Source organism: Caballeronia sp. HLA56 (assembly GCF_054655155.1).
Genome location: NZ_BAAHOB010000002.1, coordinates 511,740 through 532,091 on the forward strand (window position 1 = coordinate 511,740; position 20,352 = coordinate 532,091).

The 20,352-nt window shown below is 63.7% G+C and carries 12 protein-coding genes; 5 read left to right on the forward strand and 7 right to left on the reverse strand.

Going from position 1 to position 20,352, the window contains the following annotated elements:
* Nucleotides 1-65 precede the first annotated feature (65 nt).
* Together adh and ACYQ47_RS08775 are read left to right on the forward strand one after the other, a co-directional pair.
* Nucleotides 66-1,586: an aldehyde dehydrogenase gene (adh, locus tag ACYQ47_RS08770; RefSeq protein WP_244830945.1), complete on the forward strand. Its 1,521-nt coding sequence runs from the start codon at nt 66-68 to the stop codon at nt 1,584-1,586.
* Between the two features lie 68 nt (nt 1,587-1,654).
* The gene (locus ACYQ47_RS08775; RefSeq protein ID WP_244830944.1) at nt 1,655-2,044 is read left to right on the forward strand and encodes a DUF779 domain-containing protein; all 390 of its coding nucleotides are present in this window, start codon (nt 1,655-1,657) and stop codon (nt 2,042-2,044) included.
* A 3-nt stretch (nt 2,045-2,047) separates the two neighbouring features.
* On the opposite strand, the gene ACYQ47_RS08780 is transcribed toward ACYQ47_RS08775, so the two are convergent.
* From ACYQ47_RS08780 to ACYQ47_RS08795, 4 genes are all read right to left on the reverse strand, one after another.
* A complete protein-coding gene (locus ACYQ47_RS08780; protein WP_459905121.1) occupies nt 2,048-2,836 on the reverse strand; it encodes an enoyl-CoA hydratase in 789 nt (262 codons plus the stop codon).
* 13 nt (nt 2,837-2,849) lie between these two features.
* Nucleotides 2,850-4,493, reverse strand: coding sequence for an acyl-CoA synthetase (locus ACYQ47_RS08785; protein WP_459905123.1), 1,644 nt, complete (start codon nt 4,491-4,493; stop codon nt 2,850-2,852).
* Nucleotides 4,494-4,557: 64 nt separating this feature from the next.
* On the reverse strand, nt 4,558-5,190 hold the full coding sequence (locus ACYQ47_RS08790) for a glutathione S-transferase family protein (RefSeq protein WP_459905124.1): 633 nt from the start codon (nt 5,188-5,190) through the stop codon (nt 4,558-4,560).
* 27 nt (nt 5,191-5,217) lie between these two features.
* Complete coding sequence (locus ACYQ47_RS08795; RefSeq protein WP_459905125.1) at nt 5,218-5,844, reverse strand: glutathione S-transferase family protein; 627 nt, start codon at nt 5,842-5,844, stop codon at nt 5,218-5,220.
* A 182-nt stretch (nt 5,845-6,026) separates the two neighbouring features.
* On the opposite strand from ACYQ47_RS08795, the gene recC reads away from it, so the two are divergent.
* Genes recC through recD form a run of 3 tightly spaced genes read left to right on the forward strand, consistent with a single transcriptional unit; the run spans nt 6,027 to nt 15,420 of the window.
* The gene (gene recC, locus ACYQ47_RS08800) at nt 6,027-9,587 is read left to right on the forward strand and encodes an exodeoxyribonuclease V subunit gamma (protein WP_459905127.1); all 3,561 of its coding nucleotides are present in this window, start codon (nt 6,027-6,029) and stop codon (nt 9,585-9,587) included.
* Entirely contained in the window at nt 9,584-13,306 is a 3,723-nt protein-coding gene (gene recB, locus ACYQ47_RS08805) for an exodeoxyribonuclease V subunit beta (protein WP_459905128.1), read from the forward strand. Before recC ends, recB begins: the two co-directional genes overlap by 4 nt.
* Nucleotides 13,303-15,420 (forward strand): exodeoxyribonuclease V subunit alpha, encoded by a 2,118-nt coding sequence (gene recD / locus ACYQ47_RS08810; RefSeq protein ID WP_459905129.1) that lies wholly within the window; start codon nt 13,303-13,305, stop codon nt 15,418-15,420. Before recB ends, recD begins: the two co-directional genes overlap by 4 nt.
* Here recD and ACYQ47_RS08815 read toward each other — a convergent pair.
* The 3 genes from ACYQ47_RS08815 to ACYQ47_RS08825 form a co-directional block, all read right to left on the reverse strand.
* Nucleotides 15,417-17,714, reverse strand: coding sequence for an FdhF/YdeP family oxidoreductase (locus ACYQ47_RS08815; protein WP_250494478.1), 2,298 nt, complete (start codon nt 17,712-17,714; stop codon nt 15,417-15,419). The genes recD and ACYQ47_RS08815 overlap by 4 nt on opposite strands.
* A 107-nt stretch (nt 17,715-17,821) precedes the next feature.
* Complete coding sequence (locus tag ACYQ47_RS08820; RefSeq protein WP_250494479.1) at nt 17,822-19,423, reverse strand: histidine kinase famiy protein; 1,602 nt, start codon at nt 19,421-19,423, stop codon at nt 17,822-17,824.
* Nucleotides 19,424-19,704: 281 nt separating this feature from the next.
* Nucleotides 19,705-19,896 (reverse strand): hypothetical protein, encoded by a 192-nt coding sequence (locus ACYQ47_RS08825; protein WP_459905130.1) that lies wholly within the window; start codon nt 19,894-19,896, stop codon nt 19,705-19,707.
* Nucleotides 19,897-20,352 lie beyond the last annotated feature (456 nt).

A 20,352-nucleotide genomic window follows, 5' to 3' on the forward strand; every position in this document is an offset into this window, starting at 1 on the left:
AAGCCGCCGGCGACAGCTATCGACATTGCGCCGGCCAACCATGTCGACATGCGAGGAGCACACAGATGAACCATGCGGAGATGCAGTTCCTGAGTACCGATTACCCGTACAAGAAGCAGTATGGAAACTTCATCGGCGGCAAGTGGACGCCGCCCGCGGGGGGAGAGTATTTCGACAATATTTCGCCGATCACGGGTGAGGCCTTCACCTCGATTCCCCGATCGCGCGAAGCCGATATCGAAGCAGCTCTCGACGCCGCCCATGCCGCCAAGACCGCATGGGGCAAGACTTCGGCGACCGAGCGCGCGAACCTGCTCCTGAAGATCGCGGATCGCATGGAAGCGAATCTGCAGCGTATCGCGGTGGCGGAAAGCATCGATAACGGCAAGCCGTTGCGTGAGACCATGGCGGCCGACATCCCGCTCGCCATCGATCACTTCCGCTATTTCGCGAGCGCCGTGCGCGCGCAGGAAGGCTCGATCTCGCAGATCGACGACGACACAGTCGCCTATCACTTCCACGAGCCGCTAGGCGTGGTCGGGCAGATCATTCCGTGGAACTTCCCCATTCTGATGGCCGTGTGGAAGCTCGCGCCCGCGCTCGCAGCGGGCAATTGCGTCGTGCTCAAGCCCGCCGAGCAGACGCCGGCATCTATCCTCGTTCTGCTCGAACTGATCGAAGACCTGCTGCCGCCGGGCATCGTCAACGTGGTGAACGGCTTCGGGCTGGAAGCGGGCAAGCCGCTCGCATCGAACAAGCGCATCTCGAAGATTGCGTTCACGGGCGAGACGACCACGGGCCGGCTCATCATGCAATACGCGAGTCAGAATCTGATTCCGGTGACGCTGGAACTGGGCGGCAAGAGCCCGAACATTTTCTTCGCCGATGTCCTCAACGCCGACGACAGTTTCTTCGACAAGGCGCTCGAAGGCTTCGCCATGTTCGCGCTGAATCAGGGCGAAGTGTGTACGTGCCCGTCGCGCGTGTTGATCGAGGAATCGATCTACGACCGCTTCATCGAACGTGCCCTCAAGCGCGTGGAAGCCATCACGCAAGGCCATCCGCTCGACAGCAAGACGATGATCGGCGCGCAGGCATCGCAGGAACAGCTCGAAAAGATTCTGTCGTATATCGATCTGGGCAAGCAGGAAGGCGCCGAATGCCTGACTGGCGGCGAGCGTAACGCGCTGGGCGGCGAGCTCGAAAAAGGCTACTACATCAAGCCGACCGTGTTCCGTGGTCACAACAAGATGCGCATCTTCCAGGAGGAAATCTTCGGGCCGGTGGTCTCGGTGACGACTTTCAAGAACGAAGAGGAAGCGCTCGAAATCGCCAACGACACGCTGTACGGTCTCGGCGCGGGCGTGTGGACGCGCGATGGCACGCGTGCGTATCGCTTTGGCCGTGGCATTCAGGCGGGACGCGTGTGGACCAACTGCTATCACGCGTATCCGGCGCACGCGGCGTTCGGCGGCTACAAGCAATCGGGTATCGGACGCGAGAATCACAAGATGATGCTCGATCACTATCAGCAGACGAAGAACCTGCTCGTCAGCTATAGCGACAAGCCGCTCGGCTTCTTCTGATCCATCGGCTGTAAAACGGGGCCGCCGCTCACGCGGCGGTTCCGCTTCGAACGAATAACGGGGACATCATGAGCGAACAGGTAATAGAGCGCGTGATCGCGACGCCCGCGGCCATCGAACTGATCGGCAAGCTCAAGGCGGAACACGGCGAGATTCTGTTTCATCAGTCCGGCGGATGCTGCGACGGCAGCGCACCGATGTGCTTTCCCACCAACGAGTTCATGGTCGGCGGCTCGGACGTAAAGCTCGGCGAGATTGGCGGCGTGCCGTTCTACATGAGCGAATCGCAGTTCGAGTACTGGCAGCACACCCAGTTGATCATCGATTGCGTGCCGGGCAACGGCGGCATGTTTTCGCTGGAACGGCCTTCGGGTCTGCGCTTTCTCACGCGCTCCCGGCTTTACGACGATGCGGAAAACGCGTGGCTCGAACAGCATCCCGTGGAGCACGCGGGCTGAGCATTACTCGTTGCTCCAGCGCGCCGGACGTTTTTCGATAAACGCCTGCGTGCCTTCGAGCGCGTCGCCGTCCATCATGTTGCAGGCCATCGTCTCGGATGCAAGCGCGTACGCGTCTTCGATACCCGTCTCGATCTGCCGGTAAAACAGCCGCTTTCCCGCCGCAACCGCCGCGCGTGGCTTCTTCGCGATGCTCTTTGCAAGCGCGCCTACCGCTTCATCGAGCGCATCCGGTGAGGCAACCCGATTCACGAGCCCGCGTTCCAGAGCCGTGTGCGCGTCGATGAAATCGCCCGTCACGAGCATTTCGAACGCTTCCTTGCGCGACACGTTGCGCGACAACGCCACGCTCGGCGTCGCGCAGAATAGCCCGAGATTCACGCCCGATACCGCGAAGCGCGCCTCGCCCGATGCCACCGCGAGATCGCACATTGCAACGAGCTGACAACCCGCCGCCGTTGCAATGCCGTGCACGCGCGCGATTACCGGCTGCGGCATTTGCTGAATGGTCAGCATCATGCGCGAGCAGCGCTCGAAGAGCGCTCGGTAGTAATCGAGCGACGGCGCCGCGCGCATCTCCTTCAAGTCGTGCCCGGCGCAGAACGCACGGCCTGCGCCGCCCAGCACGACCACGCGCGCCTGCGATCGCGCGATGTCCTGCAACGCGCGTTCGAGTGCATCGAGCATGGCTTCGGAAAGCGCGTTGAACGCTTCGGGCCGGTTCAGCGTGAGCCTGACCGCGCCTTCGACGCCGTAGGCATCGGGTTCGGACGTCACGAGCGCTTCGTTCATCGCGTTGTCTCCATCAAACGTCGATTGCCGCAACCGAGCCCGCGCGCTTGCGCAACTCGAACTTCTGTATCTTGCCGGTCGATGTCTTCGGCAACTCGCAGAATTCGATGGCGCGCGGCACCTTGAAGCCCGCCAGATGCTTCCTGCAATGCGCGATCAGTTCTTCCGCGCCGACCTCGGCGCCCGCCTTCAATTCGACGAACGCGCAAGGCGTTTCACCCCAGCGCGCATCGGGCTTCGCAACGACGGCGGCCGCCAGCACCGCCGGATGCCGGTACAACACGTCTTCAACTTCGATGCTCGATATGTTCTCGCCGCCGGAGATGATGATGTCCTTGCTGCGGTCCTTGATACGCACGTAGCCATCCGGATAAGCGACCGCCAGATCGCCCGTATGGAACCAGCCGCCGCGAAACGCTTCCTCGGTGGCGGGCACGTTCTTCAAATAACCCTTCATCGCGATGTTGCCGCGAAACATGATCTCGCCGATGGTCTCGCCATCCGCGGGAACGGGCTCCATGGTGAGGGAGTCGCGCACGCTCACCGCATCCTGCAAGTGGTAGCGCACACCTTGCCGTGCATTGAGCCGCGCACGCTCGCCGATGTCGAGTTCGCTCCACTCGGCCTGCCGCGCGCAGACGGTCGCGGGACCGTAGACTTCGGTGAGCCCGTAGACATGCGTGAGTTCGAAGCCCAGGCGCTCCATGCCTTCGATCATCGCGGCGGGCGGCGCGGCCCCCGCGACCATGGCGTGGACCCTGTGCGCGATGCCCGTCTTCAGTTCGTCGGGCGCATTCACGAGCAAGTTCTGCACGATCGGCGCGCCGCAATAATGCGTGACGCCTTCGCGGCGAATGAGATCGAACACTGTCTTTGCATCGATACGGCGCAGACACACGTTCACGCCCGCGCGCGCCGCGACCGTCCACGGAAAACACCAGCCGTTGCAATGGAACATGGGCAGCGTCCACAAGTACACCGCGTGCTTCGGCATGTCCCATTCGAGGATATTGCTGAGCGCGTTGGTGTAGGCGCCGCGATGATGATAGACCACACCCTTCGGATTGCCCGTCGTGCCCGAGGTGTAATTCAGGCAGATGGCGTTCCATTCGTCCGATGGCGGCGACCATTCGCAGGCGGGGTCGCCGCTTGCCAGCAGGCTTTCGTAATCGATCTCGCCGATGCTTTCCCCCGCGCCGGTGTACTGCGGATCGTTCACGTCGATGACGAGCACGGGTTGCGGCACGCTTTTCAGCGCCTCGCGCATCACGCCGGAAAACTCGCGATCGACGATCACTGCTTTTGCCTCGCCATGCGTGAGCATGAAGGCAAGCGTCGCTGCATCGAGCCGCGTGTTCAGCGTGTTGAGCACGGCACCCGTCATTGGCACGCCAAAGTGCGCTTCGACCATTTCGGGCGTGTTCGGCAGCATGGCGGCGACCGTATCGCCCAAGCCGATGCCACGCGAAATCAGCGCCGATGCAAGCCGCCGCGTGCGCGCGTAAGTCTCGCTCCAGTTGCGGCGCACGTCGCCATGCACGACGGCCGGCCGCGTCGGATACACCGTCGCGGCGCGCTCGATGAACATCAGCGGCGTGAGCACCGCGTAGTTGGCGGCGGTCTTGGGAAGCCCTTCGTCGTAGTGGCCGGCTGTCATGGTCGTCTCCTCCGTGGCGGCGTGCTGTTTTATTCTGCTCGAGGCTCCCAATATTACATGTGCCTTAATTGTCGTCGAGCTTGATCTCGAAGCCGCGCTTCACGCCTTCGCGCGCGAATAGCGTGTCGTACCAGCGCTTGACGTTCGGATAGTCGTCGAGGGAAACCTGATGACGCTCGTGCCGCCACGCCCAGCCAAGAATGGCGAAATCCGCCACCGACAACGCGCCCGCGACGAATTCCACTTGCGCGAGCCGCCTGTCGAGCACGCCGTAGAGCCGGCGCGTTTCGTCCGAATAGCGTTTGAGGCCATAGCGCCGGTCGGCTTCCGCTTCCACGGCGCGAAAATGATGCACTTGTCCCGGCATGGGTCCAAAGCCGCCCATTTGCCACATGAGCCATTCGAGCACCGGCACGCGATCGCGCAGACTCGCGGGCAAGAACTGACCCGTCTTCTCGCCGAGGTAAAGCAGAATCGCGCCGGATTCGAACACGCTGATCGGCTGTCCGTCCGGGCCGTCGGGATCGATAATCGCCGGAATCCGGTTGTTCGGGCTGATGCGCAAAAAATCCGGCGCGTGTTGCTCGCCCTTCGAGATGTTCACCGTTTTCACGGAGTAGGGCAGTTGCATTTCTTCCAGCGCGACGCTGATCTTGCGTCCGTTGGGCGTATTCCAGGTATGCAGTTCGATAGTCATGTCGATGCTTCAATGCCGGGTGGAAGTTCAGGTCAGCGGCGCCGAGACATGGCGCCGGAAGCCTTCGCGCGAAGCCTGTTGCCCATACCAGCGTTCGAGCTCCGGCAGCGTCGGACGCGCAAGTTCCGCGATTCCGAACCAGCGCCGCGCATACGCCGCGATGACGATATCCGCGAGTGTGAAGGTACTGCCTTCGAAATACTCGCGCCCTTCGAGATGCGCGTCGACCATGCGCCAGAGTTTCTCGACTTCGCGCGCGGCGCTATCGAGTTGAGCGGGGTCGCGCTCGGCTGCGGGCGTGCGCACGTAGCCCCAGAACACGGGCCGCTCGGCGGGTTGCAGCGTGGAAAGCGCCCAGTCCAGCCAGCGGTCCACGCTCGCTCGCACCTTCGGTTCCGCCGGATAGAGCGCCTGATTCTGCCCGTACTGCATCGCGAGATAGCGAATGATGGAATTCGATTCCCACAACACGAAGTCGTCGTCGACGAGCGTGGGAACGCGGCCGGTCGGATTCATCGCGAGATAGTCGGGTTCGTTGTTGCGCCCGAATTGCAGCCCCGCGTCGATGCGCTCGTAAGCGAGCCCGAGTTCGTCGCAGCACCATAGCACTTTGTGTACGTTGACCGAGTTGGCCCGGCCCCAGATCGTCAGCATGAGATGTCGTCTCCGTTGTTACAGCGTTCTTTTTTGCAAGCATAACGGTTAAGCGACGCGCCCGCGCTGTGCGGGCGCAAGCCGCGTGACGACGGTTTGTAGGTTACCCATGCGCGCGGGCCGCTGGCTGCGTCGCTTAGAATCGATGTCTTGTCGCCGTCGAACTCTTCACGGAGCCTTTTTTGAAGCCGAATTCGCTGTCGCCGGGGCTCATGCTCATCCACGGCAACCGCTCCGAGCGGCTGCGCGATCTGCTCGTCGAGTGGATGAAGCGCTATCCGCTCGCCCCGCTGGAAAACGAGATTATCCTCGTGCAAAGCAACGGTATCGCGCAGTGGCTCAAGCTGGCGCTCGCCGCGCATGTGGATGCCGCGAGCGGCGAGGGCGGTTGCGGTATCGCCGCCGCGCTCGATATCAGCCTGCCTTCGCGCTTCATCTGGCAGGCGTATCGCGCGGTGCTGGGCGCGGACGCGGTCGCGGAAGTCTCGCCGTTCGACAAGGCGCGCGTCGTCTGGCGGCTCATGCGCGTGGTGCCCGCGCTCGTCGGGCGCGAGGAATTCGAACCGCTGCGGCGCTTCATCCGTCATGACGACGACCGCCGCAAGCGCTTTCAACTGGCCGAGCGCATTGCCGATCTGTTCGATCAGTATCAGATGTATCGCGCGGACTGGCTCGCGAAGTGGGCCTCGGGCGAGGATGTCGTGATCGACGCGCGCGGGCAGGCGCATGCGCTACCCGCCGAACAGCGCTGGCAGGCGGCGCTCTGGCGCGCGCTGCTGGCCGATGTCGAACAAAGCCCGCACGACAATCCCAACGAAATCTCGTCGCTCGGCGGCCGCGCGGCGGTCCACGAAGCCTTCATGCAGCGCGCAGCGAGCTGGCCGGAAGGCAAGCGGCCGGCGGGCCTGCCGCGCCGCATCGTGGTGTTCGGCATATCGAGTCTGCCGCGTCAGTCCTTGGAAGCGCTGGCGGCGTTGTCGCGCTGGTCGCAGGTGCTCATGTGCGTGCCGAATCCGTGCGCGCATTACTGGGCCGACATCGTGCCCGACAAGGAATTGCTGCGCGCCTCGCACGCGCGGCAGACGCGTCGCGAAGGCGCGCCCGCCGAATTGCAGCCGGAACAGTTGCATCTGCATGCGCATCCGCTGCTTGCGTCGTGGGGCAAGCAGGGACGCGACTTCATCGGCTTGCTGGACGAATTCGACAGCGCCGAGGCGCGCGAGAGTTATAGCCCGCAATTCGCGAGTATCGGGCAGCGTATCGATCTCTTCGAAGAGCGCGAAGCCGACACCATGCTGCAGCAGTTGCAGGACGATATCCGCGACCTTCGGCCGGTGCGGGAAAGCCGCGACCACTGGCCCGAAGTAGACCCGGAGTTCGATACGTCGATACGCTTTCATATCGCGCATAGCCCGCAGCGCGAGGTCGAGATCCTGCACGATCAGTTGCTCGCCGCGTTCAATGCGGACCCGCAATTGAGGCCGCGCGACATCATCGTGATGGTGCCGGATATCGAAACCTACGCGCCGCATATTCAGGCGGTGTTCGGTCTCTTCGAGCGCAGCGATCCGCGCTACATTCCATTCAGCGTGGCCGATCGCGGACAGCGCGCCGCCGATCCGCTGCTCGGCGCGCTCGAGGCGTTGCTCGGCCTGCCGCACTCGCGCTTCGCGGTGAGCGATCTGCTCGATCTGCTCGACGTGCCCGCGTTGCGCCGCCGTTTCGGCATGGAGGAAAGCGATTTGCCGCGTCTGCGTTCGTGGATTCGCGGCGCCAACGTGCGCTGGGGTCTGCATGCCGAACAGCGCGCGAGTCTCGGCTTGCCGCGCGATCAGGCAAGCGCCGCGCCGCATACGTGGGCGTTCGGGTTGCGCCGCATGCTGCTCGGCTACGCCGTCGGTAGCGATGCGCAAGCGTGGAACGACATCGAACCGTTCGGCGAAGTCGGCGGCCTTGATGCCGCGTTGCTCGGGCCGCTCGTGCGCCTTCTGGATGCGCTCGATCACACCTGGCGCAGTCTGCGCGAGCCGGCCACCGTGCCTGTCTGGTGTGAACGCCTGCGCGCGCTGCGCGTCGCGTTCTTCGAGAGCGACGACGCCGAAGACGCCTACACGTTCGCGCGTCTCGACAACGTGCTGCAGGACTGGCTCGACACCTGCAACGAAGCGGGCCTCGACGATGAATTGCCGCTTTCCGTCGTCGGCGACTACTGGCTTTCGCAACTCGACCAGGGCGCGCTGTCGCAGCGCTTCTTCGCGGGTGCGGTGACCTTCGCGACCCTCATGCCGATGCGCGCCATTCCGTTCCGTCACGTCTGCCTGCTCGGCATGAACGACGGCGACTATCCGCGCGCGCGCGTGCCGATGGACTTCGACCTGATGCGCGGCTACTACCGGCCGGGCGACCGCTCGCGTCGCGAGGACGACCGTTATCTGCTGCTCGAAGCGGTGTTGTCGGCGCGCGACCATCTGTATGTTTCGTGGGTCGGGCGCAGCATCAACGACAACAGCGAGCGGCCGCCCTCGGTGCTGATCGGGCAACTGCGCGATCATCTGGCGCAAGGCTGGCGTCTCTTCGACGAAGCCGCATCGCTCGTGAATGCGCTGACCGTGGAGCATCGCCTGCAACCGTTCAGCGCGGATTACTTCAACGCGGACGACGAGGCATCGCCGCTCTTTACCTATGCGGCCGAATGGCGGGCGTCGAGCCGACCGGGGCACGCCCAATCCGATGACACGCCGCTTGCAACGCTCGCGCCGCTCGTGCGCGAAGAGCCGCTCACGCTGCGCGAACTCGCCGACTTTCTGAAGAATCCGGTGCGCCAGTTCTTCCGGCAACGTCTGCGCGTGTCGTTCGAAGTGGAGCAGATGGCGAGCGAGGACGACGAGCCTTTCGAGCTCGATGCGCTCGCCATCTGGAAGCTTCAGGACGAACTGATCCGCGCGCAGGCATCGATATTGAACGAAACGGGCGCGTTGCAAGAAGGCGCGCTGGAAGAAGCCCGCGAAACCCGCATGGCGATGATCCGCCGCCGTGGCGATCTGGCGACGGGCGGCTTCGGCGACATCGCGAGCGGCAAGCTGCTCGAACCGATGGACAAGCTCTTCGAAGCGTGGCGCAAGGAGGTCGAGCGCTGGCCGGTGGCTATGGAGCGCGATCGCGAAGTGCGCTTCACGATCGAAGGCGCGACGCAGACGCTCGCGCTCGCGGATTGGCTCGGCAACTGGCGCGCCGACGCCGATGGCCGCGAGGCACGCCTCATCATGGAAACGCGCGAACTCGTTTCGGGCAAGGCGTATCGGTATGCAAGGCTCACGGGCGCATGGGTGGAACACCTCGCGGCGAATCTCGACGGACGCGAGGTAACGACCGTGATCGTCAGCAAGAAGGGCGTCGTCGAATTCGCGCCGCTCGAAGCGAGCGTGGCGCGGCGGCATATGACCACGCTTCTGCAGGTCTGGGAGCGCGGCATGACGCGGCCGCTGCCGTTCGCGCTGGAATCCGCGCTCGAGTGGCTTTTCAAACATCGCATCGAGCCCGCCGAAGCGCACGGCGCCGCGCGCCGCAAGTACGAAGGCGATGACTACAACAAGGGCGAAGTGCAGAAAAATGCCTCGCTACTGCGTGCGTATCCCCACTTCGCCGCGCTCGCGGCAAGCGGCGAATTCGCGGAACTGGCGGAGCATCTGCTCGACCCGCTCGTCTCTACCGTGGTCAAGAAAGAGAAGGCTGCCAAGGCATGAACGCATTCGATTCGCAGACCGTCCAGCCGCTCGATCCACTGCGTTTTCCGCTTGCGGGGCGCAGTCTGATCGAGGCGAGCGCGGGCACGGGCAAGACTTTCACCATCGCCATGCTGTATGTGCGGCTCGTGCTCGGTCACGATCCCGGCAACGGCGCGGCGCGCCCGCTCACGCCGCCCGAGATTCTCGTCGTCACCTTCACCGATGCCGCGACCAAGGAGCTGCGCGACCGTATCCGCGCGCGGCTGACCGAAGCGGCGCGCTACTTCCAGCAAGACGCAAACGAAATCGAAGCGCTCGACTTTGGAGACGAAGACCTGCTGCAGGCCTTGCGCGAAGAATACGAGCCCGAAGCGTGGCCTGCCTGCGCGCGCCGGCTCCAACTCGCGGCCGAATGGATGGACGAGGCGGCGGTGTCGACCATTCACGCGTGGTGCAACCGCATGCTGCGCGAGCATGCGTTCGATAGCGACAGCCTCTTCGACCAGACGCTCGAAACCGATCAAAGCGATCTGCTGGCGCAAGTCGTACGAGATTACTGGCGCACGTTTTTAGCGCCGCTCGACGAACGCCGCGCGGAAACGGTGGCCACGTGGGTATCCGGTCCGCGCGAGTTGCAAAAGACGCTGCGCAATCTCATCGACCTAGCCGAGCGTTTGCCCGATGCGCAAGCCCCCGCCGATGTGCTCGATGCGCGCGCCTTGCGTCTCGCGCAGATCAAGGAGCCGTGGAAGACGTGGCCCGAGATCATGGGCGAGTTGATCGATCAGGCGCGGCTTGCCAAGCGGTTCAAGCCGCGCAGTTACGGCAAAAGCGATTGCGACCGCTGGCTCAGGACGCTCGTCGAATGGGCGCACGACCCGCACGCGCTCATGCCCGATCTGACGAGCACCGCGTGGTCGCGGCTTACGCCCACCGCGCTCGCGGAGCATTGCGAAGGCGAGCCGCCGTCACATGAAGCCTTCGAAGCCATGCTGACCTTGCAGGCCGATCTCATCGCACTCGAAGCGAGCCGCACCGAGATTCTCACGCACGCGGCGCGTTGGGTCGCGGAGCGCTTTGCGGGCGAACAGGCACGGCGCGCGCAAATGGGCTTCGACGATCTGCTCGCGCGGCTCGATGCCGCGTTGCATGGCGCGAACGGCGCGCGTCTTGCCGAAGTCATCCGTCATCAGTTTCCGGTCGCGCTGATCGACGAGTTCCAGGATACCGATCCCGTCCAGTACCGTATCTTCGATGCCGTCTATCACGCGCAAGACGCGGGACAGGCGCTCATCATGATCGGCGACCCGAAGCAGGCCATCTACGCTTTCCGCGGCGCGGACATCTACACGTATCTCGCCGCGCGCCGCGCGCCGGGCACGCAACTCTTCACGCTCGCGAAGAACTTCCGCTCGACGGCCGCCATGGTCGATGCCGCCAACCATTGCTTCGACATGGCCGAAGCGCGCGCGGACGGCGAAGGCGCGTTCCTGTTTCGCAGCGGCGACGACAACCCGGTGCCGTTCATCAACGTGAGCGCGCAAGGCCGCGACGATGCGTTCGTCATCGATGGCGAAACGCCACGCGCGCTCACCGTCTGGTGCCTGCCGCCCAGCGACGACGGCAAGCCGACGAGCAAGACCGCCTACATTCAGCGGATGGCGCCGGGCTGCGCAAGCGAAATCGTGCGTTTGCTCAACCTTGGGCAGCGCGGCGAAGCGGGCTTCGAGGGATCGCGTGGCCGCCGTTCGCTCTCTCCCGCCGATCTCGCCGTGCTCGTCAACAACCGCACCGAAGCCGAAGCCATCCGGCGGGAGTTGCGCGCGCGCGGCGTGCGTTCGGTGTATCTGTCGGACAAGGACTCGGTATTCGCGAGTGACCAGGCGGGCGAACTCGTGCATTGGCTTGCCGCCTGCGCGGAACCGGAAGACGGACGGCTCGTGCGCGCCGCGCTTTCCACGCCGACGCTCGGACTCGACTTCGGCGAACTCGACGCGCTCTTCAGCAACGAAACGCAATGGGAAGCGTGCGTGCTGCAATTTCGCGGCTATCGCGAAAGCTGGCGGCGTCAGGGCGTCTTGCCGATGCTGCGGCGCCTTCTCAACGACTTCGACGTGCCCGCGCGTCTTTTCGAACTGCAAGCCGGCAACGGCGAGCGCGTGCTGACCGACCTGCTGCATCTGGCCGAACTGCTGCAACAGGCAAGCGTGCTGATCGAAGGCGAGCACGGGTTGATCCGGCATCTGGTGGAAGAACACGAGGCGGCGCTCGAAGGCAGCGGCGGCGATGCGCGCCAGATGCGTCTGGAAAGCGACGGCGATCTCGTCAAGGTGGTGACCATCCACAAATCGAAGGGGCTGGAGTATCCGCTCGTGTTTCTGCCTTTTGCGTGCGCGCATCGTGCGGTGACGCCGAAGGATCTACCCTTGAAATGGCACGATGAAACCGGCGAGCTCAACGTTACGCTCGACGGCGACGAAGACATCCTCGTCAAGGCCGACGACGAACGCCTCGGGGAAGACCTGCGCAAGTTATACGTGGCGCTGACGCGCGCGCGCTATGCGACGTGGATCGGCATGGCGCCGCTCGAAGCGCTCGAACGCAGCGCCATCGGTTATTTGACGGGCGGGCGGGAGCCTGTCGTCCCGGCCGAATTATTCGACCGGCTGAGCGATGTGTTCGGGGCATCGGCGAATATCGCGGTTTTGCCCGCACCCGAGGCTCGCGCCGAGCGCCTTGCCGCGCGTGCCGAAACCGCGCTCGCCAGCGACGCCCGCAAGTCGGTGCGCGTGGTGCGCGAAGCCTGGTGGATAGCGAGCTATTCGAGTCTCAAGACGTCGGGCGGCACGCATGCCGCGCCGGATACGCCGGTCGAAGACGTCTTCATCGAAACGCGCGATGCGCAAAGCGAAGCGTCGCAGGAAGAAGACGCCGATGCACCGCGCGCGGTGTCATCGTCCGGACGCACGCTGCATGACTTTCCGCGTGGCTCGGAGCAAGGCAGCTTCTTGCACGACTTGCTGGAATGGGCCGCGCAACAAGGCTTCCAACACACCGCCGACGACCCCGCCGCGTTACGCGAACTCGTCGCGCGGCGCTGCGCCGTGCGTGGCTGGGAGCGCTGGATCGCGCCGCTCACCGCGTGGATCCTGAAGATCGTATCGACGCGTTTCGTCGTGAAGGCCGCGCACGGCATGCGCGCGACTGCCATTGCGCTGGCGGACCTCGACACGTCGCTCGCCGAAATGGAGTTCTGGTTCGAGGCGCGGCACGTCGACACGACCGCCGTCGACCGGCTCGTGTGCGCGCATACGGCCGGCGGCGCCGCGCGGCCCACGCTCGAACACGCGCAACTCAACGGCATGCTGAAGGGCTTCATGGACCTCGTGTTCGAGCACGAAGGGCGCTATTACGTGGCGGACTATAAGTCGAACTGGCTCGGTTCGGACGATTCGGCCTACACGACCGAGCGCATTCGCGCGCAGATGCTGCGCTCGCGGTACGACCTGCAGTTCGTGCTTTACACGCTTGCGTTGCATCGGCTGCTCAAGGCGCGTCAGCCGGATTACGACTACGACGAGCATATCGGCGGCGCGGTTTATCTCTTCGTGCGCGGCCTCGACGCCCCGACTCAAGGTCTCTACGCCGAACGTCCGCCACGCGCGCTGATCGAGCAACTCGACGCGTTGTTCATGGGCGAGGCCCGCGCTGTCATCGCAGAAACGGAGTGGGAATGAGCCTTTTGCCGTCCGGCACGCAAGCCGAATTTTCCTTCGAAGAGAGCGAACTCACGCAATCCGTCTTCGATACGACCGAAGACACCGCGCATCTGCTCGATGCCTGGGTAAAGCGGGGATGGCTGCGTGAAGTCGATGCCGCATTCGCCCGTTTCCTCGCCCGCGAAGCCGCCGACGCGCACGGTCTGCTGATCCTCGCGGCGGCTTTGGCGAGCCATCAACTCGGACGCGGACACGCCTGCCTCGATCTCGCCGCGACGCTGGCCGATCCCGGCTTCGTGCTCTCGTTGCCGCCCGATGGCCATCTCGACCCGGACGCGAGCGACGACGAGGAAAAAGACCTGCTGCCATCCAAAGTGCTCGAAGGCGTGACACTCGCGTGCTGGCAGGAAGCGCTGACGCATGCCGCGCTCGTCGGCCATGGCGCGGGTGCGACGCCGCTCGTGTTCACCGGCACGCGGCTTTATCTGCGGCGCTACTGGCGCTACGAACAGGACGTGTGCCGCGCCATTCGGAAACGGCTCGATGCCTCCGCGAACGCGCCCGATGCAGCCGCGTTGCGCGCCGCGCTCGACACGCTGTTTTCCTCCGCATCGGCGGCGACCGACTGGCAGAAGATCGCCTGCGCGCTCGCCGCCAAAAGCGCCTTCAGCATCGTGACGGGCGGGCCGGGCACGGGCAAGACCACGACCGTCGTCAAGCTACTGGCGTTATTGCAGGCACAGGCGCTTGCCACGGGCGGCGACGCGCGCGCGTTGCGCATTCGCCTCGCCGCACCAACGGGGAAGGCCGCCGCGCGTCTGAACGAATCGATCGCGGGCGCGGTCGCGCGACTGCCGCTCGATGCCTTCGCGAACGGCGCCGACATCCGCGCGGCGATTCCCGTCGCCGTGACCACGTTGCATCGCTTGCTCGGAACGGTGCCGGATTCGCGGCGCTTTCGGCATCATGCGGAGAATTTGCTGTCGCTCGATGTCCTCGTGATCGACGAAGCCTCCATGGTCGATCTGGAGATGATGAACGCCGTGCTCGCCGCGCTGCCGCCGGACGCGCGCCTGATCCTGCTCGGCGACAAGGACCAGCTTGCGTCCGTCGAAGCGGGCGCGGTACTCGGCGAATTGTGCAGACGCGCATCGAAGGCGCATTACACGCCCGCAACGCAAGCGTGGATCGAAGCGGCGACGGGCGAGCATTTAGACGGCGAATACATCGATGCGAACGGCAGCGCGCTCGACCAGTCCATCGCGATGCTGCGGGTGAGTCATCGCTTCTCGGCGGCGAGCGGTATCGGGCAACTCGCCGATGCGGTCAACAAGGGCGATGCGCTCGAAGTCCAGAAAGTCTGGTCGCATGGCCACGACGATCTCGCCTTCGTCGAATGTCCGCCGGATAGCGACGCGGTGCTGAAGGCGCTCGCCGTGGAAGGCACGGCGGGGCACGCCAGCGAAGTATCGGAGCGTCAGGGTTATCGGCATTATCTGCAAACGATGCGCGAGCGGCAGCCCGCCCACGACGCCGCCGCCGCCGCCTTCGACGCATGGGCGCGCGCGGTGCTTCACGCTCACGACGCGTTTCAGTTGCTGTGCGCGCTGCGTCGCGGCGCGTGGGGCGTGGAAGGGCTGAACAAGCGCATTGCACGCATGCTGCACGAGGAAGGCTTGATTGCCGCGAACGCGGAGTGGTATCTCGGCCGCCCGGTGCTCGTGACGCGCAACGATTACGAGCTTGGGCTCGTGAACGGCGATATCGGCATCACGCTTGCCTTGCCGGTGCACGATGGCACCTGGAGCCTGCGCGTAGCCTTCGCCGCGGGCGATGGCAGCGAACGCATTCGCTGGGTGCTGCCAAGCCGTCTGCAAGCCGTGGAGACCGTCTTCGCGCTCACGGTGCACAAGTCGCAAGGCTCCGAGTTCACGCATGCGGCGCTCGTGCTGCCCGAGCGCTTGAGCCCCGTGCTGACGCGCGAGCTGGTCTATACCGGCATTACTCGGGCGCGGCGTTTTCTCACGATCGCGAGCGCGGGCGGCAAGAGTGTCGTCGAGCGCGCGGTGCAGGCGCGCGTGCTGCGGGCGAGCGGCTTGTCGGCGGGCTTCGGGACGCAGGCATCGGATTAGGCGGCCGCTGCTTTCGCTATGCGCACAGGCACCGACTTGTACGATGGTGTGCCGCTTTCCTTGTCGATGTAGTCGAGCGGCACCAGCACGTTCGCCTCGGGATAATAAGCCCCGATGGAGCCGCGAGCGATCTTGTACGCGATGACCGTGAAGCCCGCGAGCTTCTGCGTGCCATCGTTGGCATGGCCAGGCAGGGCCGTTTCGACATCGACGACATCTCCATGTTCGAGCTGCTGCACGGCCATGTCCGCTTCGTTCATGAAGATCACATCGCGACGGCCGAACACGCCGCGATAGCGGTCGTCGAGTCCGTAGATCGTCGTGTTGTATTGGTCGTGGCTGCGCAAGGTCGTGAGCTTGAGCACGTCGTCGGCTTCGAGCGCGTTCTCTTCGTTCAGTCCGCCAAACGTGATGAACTCCGCTTTGCCCGATGGCGTCGTCCACACGCGTTCGGTCGGCGGCAAGGGCAGGCGGAAACCGCCCGGTATGCGAATCCGCTCGTTAAAGCGCTCGAAGCCTGAGAATACGGCTTCGATGCCATCGCGGATGCGGTCGTAGTCGGCAATCATGTCGAGCCAGCGCACTTTGCTATGCAAGAGCGTCGCCTGCGCAATGCCCGCGATGATCGCAGGCTCCGAGCGCAACGAAGGCGACGCGGGCGGCAGCTTGCCGCGCGAGGCATGCACCATCGACATCGAATCCTCGACGGTCACGGCTTGCGCGCCGCTCGCCTGCTCGTCCATCTCCGTGCGCCCGAGACAAGGGAAGATGAACGATTCCTTGCCCGTGAGAAGGTGATTGCGATTGAGCTTGGTGTTGATGTGCACGGCAAGATCGAGCTTGCGCATGGCGGCGAAGCATTTGGTCGAGTCGGGCAGGGCGACCGAGAAATTGCCGCCCAGACAAAACAGCGCCTTAGATTTGCCATCGAGAATGGCCTGAATGGCGCGCACGGCGTCGTGCCCATGCGCCTTGGGCGGCACGAAGCCGTAAGTCGCTTCCATGCGCGTGAGCATGTCGGCGGGCGGCTTTTCCGTGATGCCGACCGTGCGATTGCCCTGCACGTTCGAATGTCCGCGCAACGGACAGATGCCCGCGCCCGGCTTGCCGAAGTTGCCGCGCATGAACAGCAGATTGGCGATCTGATGCACGTTGGCCGTGCCCTTGCTGTGCTGCGTAATTCCCATGCCATACGTGACGATGGTCGCGTTCGACTTCACGTAGGCGCGCGCGACGAGTTCGAGTTCGTCGCGCGTGAGGCCGCTGGCTTTCTCGATATCGGCCCATTCGGTGGCGTGCAGATCGGCGACGAAGGCTTCGTAGCCGTTCGTGTGGCCTCGGATGAACTCATGGTCGATGACGGTGCCATCGGCATCGACGGCGTCGTCGAGCGCGATGATCGCCTTCTGAATGCCCTTGAGCGCCGCCGCATCTCCGCCCACTTTCACCTGATAGTACGAAGAGGCGATGTCCGTCGAACGCATGGTGGCCATTTCGACGGCGTCTTGGGGATCGGCGAAACGTTCCAGCGCGCGCTCGCGCAACGGATTGAACACGATGATGGGCACGCCGCGCCGCGCCATTTCCCACAGCGTACCCATCATGCGAGGATGGTTCGTGCCGGGATTGTGTCCCATCGCGATGAGCAGTTCGCAATGATCGAAGTCTTCGAGCGAGACCGTTCCCTTGCCGATGCCGATCGATTGCGGCAAGCCGACGCTCGTCGCTTCGTGGCACATGTTCGAGCAGTCGGGGAAGTTGTTGCTGCCGTATTCGCGTGCGAAAAGCTGGTACAGGAAGGCGGCTTCGTTCGATGCGCGCCCCGACGTGTAGAACTCGGCTTCATCCGGCGAGGCGAGCGAACGCATGACTTCGCCGATGCGCTTGAACGCGGCGTCCCATTCGATGGCCTCGTATTTGTCCGTGGTCTTGTTGTAGGCCATCGGATGCGTCAGGCGGCCTTCGTTTTCGAGGTCGTAGTCGGACCATTCGAGCAAAGACGTGACGGTGTGTCTGGCGAAGAATTCAGGCGGGACGCGCTTCTTGGTGGCTTCCCAAGTCACGGCCTTGGCGCCGTTCTCGCAGAACTGGAATGTCGAGCGATGCTCTTTATCCGGCCACGCGCAGCCGGGGCAGTCGAAGCCGTCGGGCTGATTGGTGCGCAAGAGCGTGAGCGGCGCCTTGAAGGCGTCCATTTGCTGCCGCACGGCGCGCGCGGTGGCGTTGAGCGCCCCCCAGCCGCCTGCCGGGCTGTCGTAGAGCTCGATGCCTTGCACTTTCCGATGATCTGCCATGACGACTCCCGGACGTTGATAGCGTTGCTGCCATGACGTGAGCGTCGCATCTGAAGCGGGGGAGGTCGTGCAGGATCGAACGGTTTTAGCGGATAGGCACGGCGACGTTATCGCCAGCGCGGGTCGTCCAGCACCAGGCGTACTTCGCGTGCAAGATCGGCCTGACGATAAGGCTTGTGGATGACCTTGAAGCGCACGCCATTTGCATCGGCGATATCCTCGATGGTTTCGGCGTAGCCCGTCGCCACCAGTACACGCAGTTCGGGCTTCAGACGCTTGGCTTCGCGCGCGAGTCCCGCGCCGGTCAAGGCACCCGGCATCACGAAGTCCGTGAAGAGCAAATCGAATGCTTCGTCGGATGCGAGAATGGCCAGCGCGTCCGCTGCGTTGAGCGCGAGCTTCGTCGAATAGCCCATTTCGTCGAGCATGGCTTGCGCGACTTCGCCCACGTCGCGCCGGTCATCCACGATCAGTACTTTCTCGGTTCCTCTTTGGCTGATCACGTGCGAGGTGTCTTGCGACGCCTCCTCGGCCACATCCACCGAGGGGAAATAGAACGTGAGCGTCGAGCCGACGCCGTAGTCGGACGATATGGTGAGCGCGCCGCCTGTCTGACGCGCGAACGAAGCCACCATGCTCAAGCCAAGCCCCGTGCCCTTGCCACGGCCCTTGGTGGTAAAGAACGGCGTCAGCACCTTGCCGGCGACTTCCGGCGTCATGCCCGTGCCGTTGTCGGTGATGGATAGCGTGACGTAGCGTCCTTCGGGTAGATCGACGAGGCCTGTTGAATTGGCCTTCGTCAGTTCGAAGTTATCCGTGCGCAGGAGCACTTGCGCGTCGGTTTGGCCGCTCAATGCGTCGCGCGCATTCAGGATGATATTGAGCATGGCCATTTCGAGTTGCCCGACGTCCAGTTGGCAATTGCGCAAGTCACTGGCAAATTCCGTGCGGATTGAAATGGTGTCGCCGAGCGTGTGACGCGCGAGTTCCAGCAAGTCGTCGCAGATGCCGTTCAGGTTCACCGTGCGCCCGACCAGCACCTGCTTGCGCGCGAACAACAGCATTTGCTGCGTGAGCGACGACGCCGTTTTGACCGCGCCGCGAATCTTGGCGATGTTCTTCAGGATGGTTTCGTCGCGTGCATCGGTCTTGACGCTGAGGTCGAGCAGATCGACATAACCGACCATGACTTGCAGCAGGTTATTGAAATCGTGCGCCACGCCGCCGGCCAGTTGACCGAGCGCTTCCATTTTCCGCGCCTGATGCAGACCTTCTTCGGCTTCGTGCCTGCGGCTCACATCGACCTGGGACGCGAAGAAGTACACGAGTTCGTTCTCTTCGGTGAAGATGGGCGCAATGAAAAGCTCGTTCCAGAATGTCGTCTTGTCCTTTCGATAATTCAGGATTTCGGCGGCAAACTCTCTGCCTTCTTTCAGCGCGACGCGGAGATCGGCAAGCGCCGTCAGGTCGGTGTCCGGACCTTGCAGAAACCTGCAATTGCGGCCGTAGATCTCGGCGTCGGTGTAACCCGTGAGCTTGCGAAAGGCATCGTTGGCAAAAATGATCGGGTAGTCGGGAAGGCGCGCGTCCGCCACCAGCATCGGCGTGCGCGTGGTGGTGGCGGCCGCGAAGAACAGATCGTCCCGGCGCGGGTCGAGTCCCCGGTTTTGTTCGACGAAAGGTCGTGGGCCATGTATGGGTGAGTGCATGATCGCTGCTCGCAGAACGTTTCCGCAGACACGCAGTTTGCGCGCTCTGCGCCGGCTGCGAGGGATTATTTGCACGAGCTGGCTGAGCACCGGGGGCGAATGATGGTTCGATACGCCATCGAAGCCTCACCGCCACGAAGACAAAGCTGCCGCCAAGCGGTTTGCGCTCGGTTTTCGGCTTGGTCCGTGCTTTACGCTTGGCAACGCTCAAGCGCCGCGCAATTCGCGACATCGAGCGCCCGCGTTCAATGAGCGCCTCTCGTGCTCTACCACGTCGTATTTTAGGTAGCCGGCTTGTCTGCCTGATCCTTGTCCTCCGGGCTGTCCGTGACATCCAGATCGTCGAGCACCGAGTCGATCTTCTCACTGTCGCCGTTATCCAGTTTTTCCTGGACTTCGTCGTCAGTCAGCGAATCGGTTTTATCGGCGGGGTGCTGCTCTGCATTGCCCGAAGGCATGGGTTTGTAGTTCATGTCGTCCCTTGATTCCAGTTGAAGGTCTGTTGCAAGCGCAATGGCAAGGCGCCCGAGGTATTCGGCAAAAGCCAAAAAGCACCCGCGACGGGCCTGCCACGGGCGGCGCGCAATGGCGGGTCTGTCGACTCTCTGCCCGGCGAAATCACCGCGTCAGGAGACATCCCCTGACCACGACCCTCGGTGATCCTTAACAATCAGCATGAATCGTTCCGAATGTCAAAAAAGGCGGTCTTGATGGGGAACGCGTTGGACTTGCGGTAGGGCTTGCGTGGCTTGCAGGCCAAGCGGTAGACGAGCGAGGGAGGTTCGTTCGATTGCCAGCGCGGACTGCGACAGCACCCGTGGAGACGCGCACAGGAAGTGTCGGTAGACGGAGGATGGTTTGCCTGGGAAGGCGTTTGGAACTGGCAAACGACTCAGGTGTCGAGTCATGCGCCCCGCGACTTGCACGCA